Here is a 13,601-nt window from a genome sequence, read left to right on the forward strand (position 1 = left end):
TTATCTACACTCCTTTCCTTGCACGGAGCAGCCGCTCCATTACATCATCCTGCGGCGTGTTCCCCTGGAACTCTACCGAACAGTTCTCCTTCACGATCTGGTATATCTGCATCCAGCAGTAGTTGGTCTGTTTCATGTAGGACTGGCTCATGGTGACATAAGGGGAAGCGATGGCAGCCCCCGTGGTCGGGTGTTTTGCAAGGAAGCCCGTGGAGGACACGATCTCCTCGCACTGAATCCACCGGGACACGCTCATGGCGTACTGCTCCACCATCTGCACGGTGACCAGCTTTTCACATCCCCTCGCTTTCAGCCAGACATAGGTTTCCTGGTACACTTCCTCCGCCACCAGCTCCCGCCCGCTCTTCTGCGGGGATTTCAGGAAGTCTTTCACGGGCGGCACATCCACGCCCTCCAGCTCGGCAGGCTCCATCATGACCGCGGCCGTTTTCCCCTCGCTGATCTTTTCCGTGAGCGCCTTGGGCTTGCGCCCAGCCCCCGGCCTTGCACCGCCCCGGTTGCTGCCGTCTTTTGCCACTGTTTCCACCCCGTTTCTTTGATTTTGTTTGAAAAAAATGCTGCGGAAATCAAACGCCGCAGCACCTAAAAAGCCTATGGAATGCGGAAAATCAGAGTGGGGCAATCCCCCGTTTGATTTCCGGTTTTTGTGCGTGACACCCCACGCCCGTTCCACAGAAAATATGCTGTAGAGATTCCGACCGCCCCTCCGGGTCAGCAGAAACCTCCACAGCATAAATCAACACAGCACTGATTCCCATAAAATAAATTAATGCTTATGCCACCTGTCACCGCGCTCCGCATGAATCCTTGCATGACACGGCTGGCACAGCGACACAAGGTTTCCCTCGTCATGCGTGCCGCCCTCTGCCAGCGGCAGCTTGTGGTGTACCTCCTCAACAGGATGCAGCACGCCCTTCTTGTAGCACTCCTCACAGAACGGGTGCTTTGCGGCGTAGCGGTCACGGATTCTCTTCCAGGCACGCCCATACCTACGGCGTACAGCCGGGTCACGGTCGTACTTCTCGTAGCGGCGGTTCTCCTGTTTCTCATGCTCCTCACAGAACCTCCCGTCCGTCAGCTCCGGGCATCCGGGGAAGGAACACGGCCTCTTCGGTTTCCTTGGCATCTGCCTCACCTCCTTCGGGCATAAAGAAAGCCCTCGCAGGGCTGTTCCCACGAAGGCCGGCTGTCTTTATGCAGTTTTCGATGATAACAGTGTACCACGTCCAATATGGAAAATCGTCCGCGATTTTGGACATCAGCTTTTCCCATACAGCAGCGTGACCAGTTTCTGAAGGGCTCGGTTCTTTTTCTTGTATGCGGATGTCCGCTCGATGTGGAAACGGTCGCAGATGTCGTAAACGGAATCCGTCTGCCTCTCCTCATCGGAATAAAAGGTTTCCAGCACATAGCGCTCATCCCCGGAAAGCTCCTCCCATGCCGGAAGGAACCATGCCATATATTCTACCGCCTGACGGTAACGCTCCTTCAGCACATCAATCTCCTCGATGCCCTTTATCATCCTGTCCTCCACAGCATGGGGATTGTGCGTGCGAGGCATTCCGTCAGACTGCGGGCTGCTGACGCCGCCCATCTTCTCATATGCCGCCTTTATCTCATCATCCGTGTGTTCGATGATAAATTTCATATTGCTGTAATCCTTCAGCGCATCCACGGCCGCCGACCGTTTGTCAAGGTACTTCCAGATAATGCTCATAAGCCATGCCTCCAATCAAAATATATTTGCTTCCCCTGGATTTTCAAAGATTGTCATTGATTTTCATTGATTGGCTCTGATTTGCTTTTTGACTGGAGGCGGCTCTCCCCGCCTATATCTTAAGGTCTGCTTTCACCGCATCGATCAGTGCGGCCTGCGTGGTGTCCTTTTCGGATAACGCCTTCATGATCCGCTCGTCTATGGTGCCCTTGGTGATGATGTGCTGCACCACCACGGTTTCCGATTGCTGCCCCTGCCGCCACAGCCTCGCCACCGTCTGCTGGTATAATTCCAGTGACCAGGTAAGGCCGAACCACACAAGGGTGGAACCGCCAGCCTGGAGGTTCAGGCCGTGTCCGGCGGATGCCGGGTGGATCAGCGCCACCGGGATCTCCCCGGCGTTCCATTTCCGGATACTGCTGTCCGTGTCCAGCCGGGAACATGGGATTTTCAGTTTGTGCAGCCGTTCCGTGATGCGTTCCAGGTCATGCCGGAACCAGTATGCCACAAGCACCGGCTTGCCGTTTGCCGCCTCGATGATGTCCTCCAGTGCGTCCAGCTTCCGCTCATGGATGGCGACCGTCTCCCCGGCATCCGTGTAGATTGCGCCGTTTGCCATCTGCGACAGTTTCCCGGAAAGGGATGCGGCGTTGGCGGCTGTGATATCGCCGTCCGGCAGCTGCAGGACGAGGTCTTTCTTCAAATCCGCATAGTGCGAATCCTCCTTCCCGGAAAGATACACCGTGTATCTGGAATTTATCAGTTCCGGCATCTGCAGGTGGTCGGCGGACTTCATGGAAATCGTGATGTCGGATATCTTGCCGTATATCTGTTTCTCCGCCCCAGGCAGCGGCTTGTAGGAAAACACCACCTGCCCGTTCTGCTTATCCGGCCGGAAGTAGGAGGTGCGGTACTGCCCGATGAACCGGCCAAGCCGCTCCCCCATGTCCAGCAGCCGGAACTCCGCCCACAAGTCCATCAGTCCGTTGCTGCTCGGCGTGCCAGTCAGCCCCACGATGCGCTTTACTTTCGGTCTGACTTTCATCAATGCCTTGAACCGCTTCGTCTGGTGGTTCTTAAAGGATGACAGCTCATCAATCACCACCATGTCGAAATCAAACGGTATGCCGCTCTCGGAAATCAGCCACTGTACGTTTTCACGGTTGATGAGGTAAATATCTGCTTTCCGCTTCAGTGCTGCCAGCCTCTCCGCCGCCGTTCCGACCGCCACGCTGTACTTAAGCCCCTCAAGGTGATCCCACTTTTCAATTTCCGCCGGCCAACTGTAAGAAGCTACACGGATCGGCGCTACCACAAGCACTCTGTGGATTTCAAACCTGTCAAACATCAGGTCGTTGACTGCCGTCAGCGTGATGCTCGTTTTCCCTAATCCGCAGTCCAGGAAGATGGCGGACACCGGATGCGCCTCAATGTATTCTGCTGTAAATTTCTGGTATTCATGTGGACTGTATCTCATCAAAGTTAGCAACCCCCATTTCAAATGGGGGTTTAGATTTTACCCCTCCGGGGATTATTACTGGTTCCGCCAGAGGCGGGATTTCGCAGTACCATTATTTCTGGTTGCCCTCCTATGTAGGGCTCACTGCTTTCTTCCGTCCTCTAGTTTATCATTCTCTTCTTGTTCCTGAATGTATCTGCGTACTGTCTCTTCATTCACATTTCCCACTGTTGAAACGTAATATCCTCTTGCCCAGAAATGTCTATCCCCATATTTACTTCGATACTCTGGGTGTCTGTCAAACAACATCAGTGTACTTTTACCTTTTAGGTATGACATAAATTCCGAAACACACATTTTGGGCGGTATCGCCACATACATGTGAATATGATCCACACATACTTTCCCATCGATTAACTGTACCTGTTTCATCTCACATAGTTTCTTAATAATTTCCACTATGTCTCTTTTTGTTTCTCCATACATAATTTTTCTACGATATTTTGGAATAAACACTATATGATACGTGCAATTCCAACGAGTATGTTGTATACTTTGATTATCCATTTTGGATACCTCCTATGTTTTGATATGGCCTGCGAAACCAATATCATTGTAACATAGGAGGATTTTTTTACTCTAGGTAACGCTACGGCTTTGCCTCGGCCCCCATTTCAAATGGGGGATATAGATACGATTTCATCATCCCTCCGATCTGCGACTCGTCATCCAGTACATACACTTTAAATCCCAACTGCCGCAACAGCCTGTGCCAGGAAAGCTGCAGGGGGCGGGGCTTTTTCCCAGGAGCCTTTACCTCCACGAACGCCATTTTCCCATCCGGGAGAAGTGCCAGTCTGTCAGGCACCCCATCAAAACCGGGCGATGTGAACTTTACTGCCAAGCCCCCGGCGGCCTTGACTGCAGCCCTGAATTTCTGCTCTATGGTCTTCTCTCTCATGCAAATGCCTCCAATCCCTTATTTTTCAAGCATTCCAGCCTTTAGGGTGCAGGTCGTTGACGGTCGTTACATAAAGTCCTCTATAAGTGTTTTTTTACTGAAAAAACTGCCCTAAAGGGGGTTTATACTGCGACCGTCAACGACCTGCACCTTTCCCATAAACACAGGGGTTTCAGCTTTCAAAGTCTTCCTTGATCTGCAGCCCGATAATATACATACCCGCCTTTTTCTTCTGCTTCTTAAATCCTGCTGTTTCCAGTGCATTATAAAAATCAGCCGTGCTTCGGGTATACTCGCCCGTCCTCATACAATAGCTGCGGTATTCCTGGTAGACCTCCCCGGACTTCGCCATATATCCCGATTCCACCTCGCAGCATTCGCCCAGAAAATGCCCAAGCCAGTCGTTGTCTTCACGGTACGCTTTGATAGCCTCCTCCACGCAGGCAGGGCAGGGGATATGGAAATTCCGGCTGATTGCCTTTTTTGCGCCCTCAATAATCCACGCCATGACAGAAGGTGCTGCCTCCGAAACGAGGAAATCGGCATAATTCTTCACATCCCCCGCCCCTTCAATCCTGGCATGGAAGGGGATCACAATTAAGCGCCGCCACGTTCCTGGATCATTGGCACCCACCCTCGGCAGGTGATTGGTGTAAAGCACGAGGGTATGGCTCGGCGTAAAGCTGAAAGGGTCTTTGTATTTCTTCTCCGCAAAAATCTCATCCGTGGAACACATCTGCTTTACCACGGAAGTGTTCAGGCGCATCCCTTCCTCCAGCTCCGCAGCAATAATAAGCCGTTTGCCCTTCGCCTCGGCAAGTTCCGGCTTCACGTTCCGCTTGCACCCCACGGTCAGGGTGTCGGCGGACATATTCCCGCTGTAGGTTCCAAGCACACGGGCTATCGTGTTCCAGAAGGTGGACTTCCCGTTCCTCCCTTCCCCATAGGCAATGACCAGCGACTCCATGTAGACACGCCCCACCGCCGCCATGCCCACAATCTGCTGCACATAATCAATCAGCTCCTGGTCTTTGCAGAAAATAGTGTTTAAAGAATCCAGCCACAGTTTCTCCCCCCTGCCGCCGGGAGCTGCCGCCGTTATTTTCGTGATATAGTCCTCCGGGCTGTGGTCGCGCTTCCCATCCAGCCCGTCCGGGAGGTAATAAGTGCCGTCCGGCGTGTTCAGAAGGAACCCGTCTTTATCCAGGTCAGACACGCTGATCTCCAGCATCGGCTTTGCCGCCTGCAGTGCGGAAACCACATACTTCATGTCCCTGCGTTTCATCACGAACGCCCTATACGCCTGGGCAGACATATACGCAAGGTAGGCGTCCATCTGCCCGCCGCTGATCTTCTTCTCCAGCGACTTGCCGCCGGAGGTAATGGCATCCTCCGAAATGCCGGTGTCCATGAGCGCCTGTTTCGTCCGGGCGATCTCATCCTTCGCGTCCGCAAGCTGGAGGTCTAAAAATTCCTCTGCCGCGCCCACTGCCTGCTGCTTGGACTCCACCCAATACTGCCCACAGAAACGCAGGTAATCCGTGGCTGCCGTATAGCGCAGCTCCACGCCGTACTCCCTGGTCAGCACCTTCGCCTGCCCGATGTCCGAGTAATCGCCCGGTTTTAAGGACTCCCGTCCGAACTCGTCATTGTACGCATCCGGGGCGACATACCCCTCCTGCCCCTGCACCTTTTCCGCAAAACGGCAGGCGCTCTGCCATATCATGGCAAGCTCCGCATCTTCAAGAGGCAGATTGCATTTATTGGCTTCGTCCATAAAAATCTCATGCGCCTTTTCCGTTGCGCCGTACCGTTTCACCACGCGCCCCGCGAAATGGGACATGGTGGCGTTCCTCTGCCCCTGCGGTATCTCCCTGCCGCCCTGCGGCTTCACGATGCAGTCGATAGTGATCTCGCCCTCATGCCAGAGGATGGAATCCACAGGATTCCCGAAGATGAACCGTACAGAATCCAATGCCTTGGCGTCAAAGAACGGGAATTTCTGCTGTATGGCTTTCTTCAAAGCCGCACACGCTTCCCCATCTGTGATTGGATCATGCGGGAAGTACACATGGAACCTCGGCCTTGCAGACTTCCCCTCCTTCGGCTTCATGTTGTTGCGGCTTGGCACCACAACGAACGCCACATCCTTCCCAATTTTCTTATCCAAGTCTTCCGGATGAATCCAGTCCTCCGGGTTGTCGGAATGGGAATTGTCGCAGTCCATCACGTCCACATCGCAGGAGAGGAAGTTATCCCCGCTCCTGCGGCAGTTTTTGAATTCCGCACATACATGGTCAAATGCCATCACTTCCAGAATATCATCCTCATTGTCAACGACGCGCCTGTTGGGATAAATACTGTTCTTTGCATTGCCCCTGCAGTTTGCCGTGTAAAATGTCATTTTCAAGATAATCCAACCTCCTCACAATTTTCTGTGAAATAGCGGACTGGCATATTCCTTTTTTCCGCTTTCTCAATCTCCGCCGCCATCCCTGTGGATATGGTTTTCCCGAACACCCATAGCTGCTCGCATTTCCCTAAAAGCACCATCCCCATGTACATGCCGATTGCCCGCTCCGCAGGCTTCCCGTCATCCAGGAACTGCGGAAAGAGCAGGTGCGGGGCAAACGGGATCGCGCCGTTCTTTACCGCAAACCTGCTGTACCGCCTCGCTTTCTGCGTGTTGCCTGACCTGTCCCCGGCAAACGAGGAGCATATATAGACAAGCGGCCGGTATGCCCGCTTCGCCGCCCTTTCTTCCTTCCTGATTCCCGACAGTGCCGCATGGCTGGTCGGGTCGCTGTATCCCTCACTGTTGTACCTGCTGATTCCCATAAAACGCACCTCTATCCTGCCTGCGGTTTCCTTTCCGGACCGTGTCCGCAGGCTTGTAAAACGGGCAGTCCCTCCCGCCAAAGTCATTGTTTTTTAGGCAGGTGCAGACGCCGCCCCTGTTTGCGAAACAGTCGCCGTGTGTCCTGCACCCCTGCATTGCCGCCCTGCTCATCCCTTTCCGCCTCCTGAAATTAGTCTGATATTATTTTCCATCCGTCTGCGGAGGACTTCCGTTTTGTTGAACTGCGCCCTCCAGTACCGATACGCAGCCAACTCCTCCGAAAGTTCCTCCATCTTCTGCCTGTACATATCGCACAGTGTCTTGTACCCGTCCGCCAGTTCCCACAGCTCCAAGAGCAGCTCCGCCCTTATCTCATCCGTGCAGTATTGATTGATGAGCCTTGCTGCCTTCCGCATCGCCGGCATCCTGCAGGGGAAGAACGTCTCCACAATAAGCTCCATGTATCCCGTCCCGTATTCAATCCGCAGCCGTTCCATCGCACACCTCCTGCCTAATCCTTCTGGTAAAACGAACATACATAACCGTCCGCCCGGAGCAGTAAGCCTTTTGCCCAAGGCGGCGTCCTGCCCATCTGTTCGCAGACGGCGGGAAGGGACATCCTCCTGTCCGCCTCAATGATGATCTCATCGTGGACATGAGCCACAATGGAGCAGTTTTTCAGCGTCCGCAGGGCGTAGCATAAAATATCCCGGCTGACCGCCTGGACGATGTTCTCCACGAACTTCGGGCCGTAGCTTTCCAGCCGCTCCCATTTCTTCGTGCCGCCCACGCCCATGTATGTGACGGACTCCCCGCCGAACTGGTTCTCACCAATCCTCGGCTTCACATAGGCAAGCCTCCGGCCGGAAAACAAAGTGATGAACAGCATCCCGCTCTGGTAATCAAAACGGATGCCGTGTGTTTCCGTTGGCATCCTCTTTTTGACGCACTCCTTCACGGCTCGGTCAACCGCCCACCAGAAACTGACAATATTGGGATTTGATGCACGCCAGCTATCCACCAGCGGCTGTAGCTCATCCTCTGTCATCCCTGCCTCCAATGCACCCATTGCTTTCAATGCTCCGACTGCCCCTCCATATCCGCAGTTATGGACGAGTTTACCCGATACGGTAAAACGGTGATATTTTCCGGCATTTCGTATGTCATAAAGTCGAGCCTTGCACTGATGATACGCCAGTTTTTCCGTCTTTCGAACACTGCCGTTTCCGCATCCTGAATGATTCCTTCCCTGGTCAGTCCCTGGGAGAGTTTGCGGATTACCACGCTTCTTGCATAAGGCCAGTATTCCTGTGAGAAATGGCTGAGGACCGTGCAGCGTTTGTTGCTGTTGTTCACGGAATGTGTGGCAAACCGGAGATTCCCAGGAGCATAATCCCTGTCGTTGTTGATGCGGTCGATTTCCAGTTCCCTCTTTGGCAGCCCGTACATCTTTATCAAATAAAGCCCCGCCTCTTTCACACTTGGAAACATGAATTTTATCCCCCGCCTCCGTAATTGCGGTATCCGGGATCGTTTGGATTCTCGCACCTCTGTTTTGCCGCTGTCAGCCGTCGGTCCAGCCACAAAGGTATCTGTCTCGGCTGTGAACAGCTTTGGCATCCCCTTGATTTTCCGCTGCGGAGATTTGTAAGGCACTGCCACTGTACTGTCCCGCACCCCGTGCATCTCGTTAATACATAGCAGTGGTTCATCGCCCTGTTCCAGCGTTTTTCCGCACTGATGATCTTCACCCATCCGTACCGCTCGCCCACCATCTCCGGTTTGTATGAGATGTGCGCCGCAGGAGGCGGCGATTCCAAACTGTACCGGCTCCGGTTGCCCCTCAACCCACACGAGGTGGTCGGGGGTTGCCCTGAGTCCCTCATATTCAATCACCTCACGTTCCCCTTTAAATACAACTCCATCATGACTTACCCAACTTTCTCCATCCCAAAGCCTGTTTTCCCTGGTTACTGCTTCAATCGGGATCAGCCCCTTATCTGTAAGGACAGGCTGCCCCTCTGTAATACAGGCAAGTTCAGCCTGTTTTCCTTTCTGCCGCAGATGCCCGTTCATGCCGTGCTTTTCCACCGGCACATGGAACATCTGGCTTGCCGAGGCGCAGTAAATGTCACCGCCGCCCTCGAACACCTTCAGCCGCCACCGCTCCCCGGCAATCCAGGCGATCACCCTTGCCTCGATTGCGGAAAAGTCCGCCACGATGAACTTCCTCCCGTCCTGCGGCACGAAGGCCGTGCGGATGAGCTGCGAGAGCGTATCCGGGATATCCTCATAGAGCATGGAGAGGGCATCAAAATCCCCGGCTTTCACCAGCTCCCGCGCCTGCGCCAAGTCCGGGATATGGTTCTGGGGAAGGTTCTGCAACTGGATAATGCGGCCGGAAAACCGCCCTGTCCTATTGGCTCCGTAGAATTGAAACATCCCATGCGCACGGCTGTCTGTACATACCGCATTCTCCATGGCCTGGTATTTCTTCACGGAGGACCTTGCAAGCTGCTGCCGGAGCGTCAGCACGGTCTTCAAAGGCTCCGGCGCATCCTTCAGCAGTGCGGCCACTGCCTTTTTATCCAGCGAATCCGTCTCCATCCCATTCTCCTGAAGCCACTGCTTCATCTGCTGCACGGAGTTTGGGTTCTCCAGTTCCGTCAGTTCCTGCATGGCAGCTGACAGCTCCGACTTGGAGCGCCCCTCCATGGCGATTGCGTTCCTGACCATTTCCATATCCACACCGATACCCCGGTCGTTAATCTCCTGATCCTGCCAGTATTCCTCCCATACAAAATCCGGGACAGGGAACTTGGATAGCCTCTGCTGTATCTGCATCTCCGCCTCCACGTCACGAAGGTTGTATGCCTTGAACCGCTCCCATTTCTCCCTGTCATGCTCCGGCAGATTCCGTGTCCGGCCGCCGTTTGCTTTGGTCGGCTTGCAGGGGACACAGAAATACCGGATCAGGTCTTTCCCTTCAGACAGCTTCTGCTTTTCCAGCCCAAGCACTGCACCCACATTTTCCAAAGACAGCGGGAGGCCGAGGGTGGCAGACCAGACCATGGAGCATTTCCAGGACTCCGGCTCCAGCCATTCCCCAAGGTAATTTGACAGACACACCCTCTCGAACATGGCATTGAACGCCCACTTTGTGACGGATTCATCAGAAAGCGCCGCCACAATATCCGCCGGGATTTCCTCCCCGCAGGCAACATCGACCACCCGCACATCCCCGCCATCCACACTGTAGCCGAACAGCAGAATCTCAAAATTGGGCGAGGAAGAATATTTATAAACACCGCACTTGGATAAATCCACATCGCTATACGATTCAATATCAATTTCGATAGACTTCAATTCCACCAGCTCCTTTCACCGCCTTAAGGGCGGCAGGGAAAAGGCAGATGCCCTCTCCCCGCCACCCGGCAGTGTATCCCTGTTATACCGTCAGGAGAGGAAATCCTCCTCGTCCCCGGCTTCATCCGCAAAATCATCCTCCGCACGGGAACGCCCGCCAAGCGGCTCCCCATCACGGATTTTCTGTAAATTGTTCAGCCCGCAGGCGATCCCCTTATTGCCATTGCTGTTGAAAGCATAGAAATTGATGCTCGCCCTGCCGTACACGCCGCTATACACCTCGGAATGGTCAAGAATCGGCTGACGGTCCGCATCCACAATTCCCGGAGCCGTGGAGCTGTTGGCATTGACGAAATAGGAATCCGCATAGGCTTCATCGTCCGGGCGTTCCACGTCACCGTCACGCAGCGGGGTCTTCAGAACGGAAAGGGCAGGGACGCTCCTGCCGTTCCCCTTCAGCTTTGCCTCGCCCTCGCGGTAAGCCGCCTTGATCGCCTCCTCGATCTTGGCGATGGTCTTCTTATCCGACTTCGGGATAATGAGCGACACGGAGAACTTCGGCGTGCCTCCGTTAATTGCCTTCGCTTCCCATGCATTGCAGTAGCTCCACCGGGTGTTCGGGCCGGTGATCACTTTCGTTGGATTGTTGGCTGTGTTTGACATATGATTTTCCTCCTAATCTTCCTTGAAATCTTCCTGCGCCGTGTTCATCTCCGGGCGCTTGTCGCTCTCCGGCACTAACGCAGGCTTGCCCTGCGGCTTCTCCACAAGGCCCTTCAAAATCTGCGCAAACTTCTTCTTGCCGAGCAGCTTCTCCATGGCCGTGATGCCCAGGAGTTTCGGCTCATACGGGTCGAAGCCCGCCTTCTTCACGGTATCCGCCACGGCATCCTCGTCCGTGTACTCCCGGTTGGAACGGACTTCCACAATCTTAAAGCCGGCATACTTCACTCCAGAAAGCGCCTGCTGCAATGCGAACTCCTTCACGTCCGCCGCCCATGCCGCCAACTCATCCGCTTTCACAAGAATCGCAGCAATCTCGTCATCCTCCAGAGTGGCGGGCATCTCAAAGTCATACTTCGCAAGCTCCAGGTTGTACTCCGCCCGCTTCCTGCAGACCGCCTTTGCCTTGCAGAATTTGCAGTGTTCCCCGGCGCAGAACTCGCCCTCCCCGGCATAGGCCAGCTTTGCCTTTTCGGTAAGCTCACCTTCCGCCCACTGGAGAAGCTCCTCCTTTGCCATGGCGCACACGCTGACATTCTCCCGGCGCGGCTGGTAGATCGCCCTGCGGACGGTGTCAATGTCATAGATGCCGTCAAACAGCTCCAACGCGCCCAGGGCATACAGCATCATCTGCGGGTTCCCCTCTGCGGAAACCTCCACGCCCTTGCCGTGCTTGTAGTCGATGATATACAGCGTCCCGTCCGCAATAATCACGCAGTCACCCGTGCCGAAGCCTTCCTCCACATACCGGGAGAAGTCCAGCCGCTGCTCGATCAGCACCACCGGGTCTTTGCAGGTCTGCCTTGCCTCCTCCACCAGCGAGAGGACATACTCCGCATAACCGCAGGCGCACTCCTCCATCTCCTCATCGTAAAAGGAAAGCCCTACGGTCGGGTCTTCCGTTTCCATCCCAAGGGACAGCTTCAGCTTATGTTCGCACAGGCTGTGGGCGTCGGTACCCTGCTGCGCGTATTCGCTGCCGGTATCCTCATAATTCTCACAGAGCCTTGCCGACGGCGGGCAGGCAAGCCACCGGTGGCTGGAGGATGCCGACAGTAAAGCGTGTCTCCCCATCACAGCACCTCCGCTTCCGCAAGCAGCGCAGGGTATTCCGCCGGGTCAATCTCCGACAGCTTATCCGCGCCATGCTTTGCAAGCAGCTCCCGCACTTCGTCCGTATGCCCGGAGCGGGACTTCTCCGCCAGCACCGCGCGGACTTCCTCCAGCGTCAGCGGCTTCTCCTCCGGCTCCTGCTTTGCCGCCTTCGCTTCCTTCTTTGCCGTATTCTTTGCGGCAGCCTTCCCAGTCTTTCCCACTTTTCCTGTTTCCTCTGGCTCCTTCGTGGTCGTCAGCTCTGCCTCCGCCGCACCATTGTCCGCCACCGCGTCCGCAACGGCCTGCAGGCTGTCGGCAAGGGAGCGCAGGTCCCCGATGACGTCAAGCAGTAACTTCACTTTTCCCATGTACGTTTCCTCCTTCCATGACTTCACTGATTGCCAGCTCCCGGACGGAATCGCCCGGCACGATGATGGTCAGCCGCTGCTTCTCCCCAAGGAGGAAGCGCAGCAGTCGCTCCCTCACGGAGATATGGCGGCAGCTCACGATCCCGCCGGAAACCGGCTTTTTTGAAACACTGATTCTCAGATTGTGCTTCATGCCCGTGTCCTCCATTTCCGGGGCATTTTCCAACGCCCCTGCTTCTTAGCCACGGGAAGGGTCAAAACTTGAGGGTAACGGGAAAATTTTTCTGAAATTTTTTTCTGCGGTCTTCAAACGGTGGGAAACGGCGCTCGGCGTGATACCCATGCGGGCGGCATATTCCTGTTTCGGGATGCCGTCAATATGTACAGCGATAAGGAGCTCCGCCTGGTCGGGCTTCAGATGCCTGCGGAGCATGGCGCACACAGCCTCGTAATCCTCCCTGCGTTCCCTTTCCGCCTCGCCGGAGTTGTCTGCGAACAGGTCGATGGAATCGCCCATAGGGCTGTCCTCCTCACCTGCCGGACGTGCGTATCCTTTCCTGCCGTCAAGCCGTTTCGGCGCTGTGTCTGCCAGCGTATGCCTGTCGTGCCTGTGCCACCCGTTATAGGTCTCTTTGTTGAGGCGGTCATAAAGCTCCTGCAGGGTGCCGCACCGCTTCACCTTATCCTTTTTCCCTTCGGGCGCGTCCGCAAGGCGCATCTGGTAGTCCTGCTCCAGCACCGTCACATAGTCCCCGTCCGGGATTTCCACCGTGGTGTAATGCGGAACCCCGTTTTTGATGTCCTCTTCATACAGAATCCTGATCTTCATTGATTGTCCTTTCCGCCTGGTGCGGAAAGGCAGGGACACACAGGGAGGGCCGTGCTGCCGCCTGCGGATGCGGCCCGTCAGAAAAAGGGCGCAACAGGGCGAGGGTACTCCGCCCGTTTCCGACAAAATCCGTATAACGGACTCATTCGGAAACGGTATGTGTATCCTTGCCTAATTGCGCACTCAGACAACCGATATTATTTTTTCAGCCGTCAAAGGCCGG

The 13,601-nt window shown here is 54.9% G+C and carries 16 protein-coding genes and 1 pseudogene; all 17 read right to left on the minus strand.

Annotation, left to right across the window (positions count from 1 at the left end):
- Positions 1–4: 4 nt before the first annotated feature.
- Complete coding sequence (locus VV089_RS10700; protein WP_334335863.1) at positions 5–538, minus strand: P27 family phage terminase small subunit; 534 nt, start codon at positions 536–538, stop codon at positions 5–7.
- A 249-nt stretch (positions 539–787) separates the two neighbouring features.
- Positions 788–1,147: an HNH endonuclease gene (locus tag VV089_RS10705; protein ID WP_334335864.1), complete on the minus strand. Its 360-nt coding sequence runs from the start codon at positions 1,145–1,147 to the stop codon at positions 788–790.
- A 132-nt stretch (positions 1,148–1,279) separates the two neighbouring features.
- Positions 1,280–1,738, minus strand: coding sequence for a hypothetical protein (locus tag VV089_RS10710; protein ID WP_334335865.1), 459 nt, complete (start codon positions 1,736–1,738; stop codon positions 1,280–1,282).
- Between the two features lie 112 nt (positions 1,739–1,850).
- Positions 1,851–3,215 (minus strand): DEAD/DEAH box helicase, encoded by a 1,365-nt coding sequence (locus tag VV089_RS10715; RefSeq protein WP_334335866.1) that lies wholly within the window; start codon positions 3,213–3,215, stop codon positions 1,851–1,853.
- A 123-nt stretch (positions 3,216–3,338) separates the two neighbouring features.
- Complete coding sequence (tnpA, locus tag VV089_RS10720) at positions 3,339–3,764, minus strand: IS200/IS605 family transposase (RefSeq protein WP_334335838.1); 426 nt, start codon at positions 3,762–3,764, stop codon at positions 3,339–3,341.
- 82 nt (positions 3,765–3,846) lie between these two features.
- Positions 3,847–4,158, minus strand: a complete 312-nt coding sequence (locus VV089_RS10725) for a VRR-NUC domain-containing protein (RefSeq protein WP_334335867.1) — start codon at positions 4,156–4,158, stop codon at positions 3,847–3,849.
- A gap of 172 nt (positions 4,159–4,330) precedes the next feature.
- Positions 4,331–6,562 (minus strand): phage/plasmid primase, P4 family, encoded by a 2,232-nt coding sequence (locus VV089_RS10730; protein WP_334336243.1) that lies wholly within the window; start codon positions 6,560–6,562, stop codon positions 4,331–4,333.
- Positions 6,563–6,564: 2 nt separating this feature from the next.
- Complete coding sequence (locus tag VV089_RS10735; RefSeq protein ID WP_334335868.1) at positions 6,565–6,996, minus strand: DUF7768 domain-containing protein; 432 nt, start codon at positions 6,994–6,996, stop codon at positions 6,565–6,567.
- Positions 6,971–7,168 (minus strand): hypothetical protein, encoded by a 198-nt coding sequence (locus tag VV089_RS10740; protein ID WP_334335869.1) that lies wholly within the window; start codon positions 7,166–7,168, stop codon positions 6,971–6,973. Before VV089_RS10740 ends, VV089_RS10735 begins: the two co-directional genes overlap by 26 nt.
- Complete coding sequence (locus tag VV089_RS10745; RefSeq protein ID WP_334335870.1) at positions 7,165–7,494, minus strand: hypothetical protein; 330 nt, start codon at positions 7,492–7,494, stop codon at positions 7,165–7,167. The genes VV089_RS10740 and VV089_RS10745 overlap by 4 nt, the downstream gene beginning before the upstream one ends.
- Before the next feature lie 14 nt (positions 7,495–7,508).
- Positions 7,509–8,099 (minus strand): annotated as a pseudogene (locus VV089_RS10750) (hypothetical protein); the annotation flags it as partial.
- Positions 8,072–10,363, minus strand: a complete 2,292-nt coding sequence (locus VV089_RS10755) for a DNA polymerase (RefSeq protein ID WP_334335871.1) — start codon at positions 10,361–10,363, stop codon at positions 8,072–8,074. The pseudogene VV089_RS10750 and the gene VV089_RS10755, both read right to left, overlap by 28 nt.
- A gap of 90 nt (positions 10,364–10,453) precedes the next feature.
- The gene (locus tag VV089_RS10760; RefSeq protein WP_334335872.1) at positions 10,454–11,026 is read right to left on the minus strand and encodes a DUF2815 family protein; all 573 of its coding nucleotides are present in this window, start codon (positions 11,024–11,026) and stop codon (positions 10,454–10,456) included.
- A gap of 12 nt (positions 11,027–11,038) precedes the next feature.
- Complete coding sequence (locus tag VV089_RS10765) at positions 11,039–12,160, minus strand: DUF2800 domain-containing protein (RefSeq protein WP_334335873.1); 1,122 nt, start codon at positions 12,158–12,160, stop codon at positions 11,039–11,041.
- Positions 12,160–12,549 carry an rRNA biogenesis protein rrp5 gene (locus VV089_RS10770; RefSeq protein WP_334335874.1) on the minus strand — a complete coding sequence of 130 codons (390 nt, stop codon included), beginning with the start codon at positions 12,547–12,549 and terminating at the stop codon, positions 12,160–12,162. The genes VV089_RS10765 and VV089_RS10770 overlap by 1 nt, the downstream gene beginning before the upstream one ends.
- On the minus strand, positions 12,524–12,742 hold the full coding sequence (locus VV089_RS10775) for a hypothetical protein (protein ID WP_334335875.1): 219 nt from the start codon (positions 12,740–12,742) through the stop codon (positions 12,524–12,526). The genes VV089_RS10770 and VV089_RS10775 overlap by 26 nt, the downstream gene beginning before the upstream one ends.
- A gap of 45 nt (positions 12,743–12,787) precedes the next feature.
- Complete coding sequence (locus tag VV089_RS10780; protein ID WP_334335876.1) at positions 12,788–13,378, minus strand: hypothetical protein; 591 nt, start codon at positions 13,376–13,378, stop codon at positions 12,788–12,790.
- Positions 13,379–13,601: the final 223 nt, after the last annotated feature.

The sequence above is a fragment of the Candidatus Merdisoma sp. JLR.KK011 genome, assembly GCF_036941125.1.
Lineage (GTDB): Bacteria > Bacillota > Clostridia > Lachnospirales > Lachnospiraceae > Laedolimicola.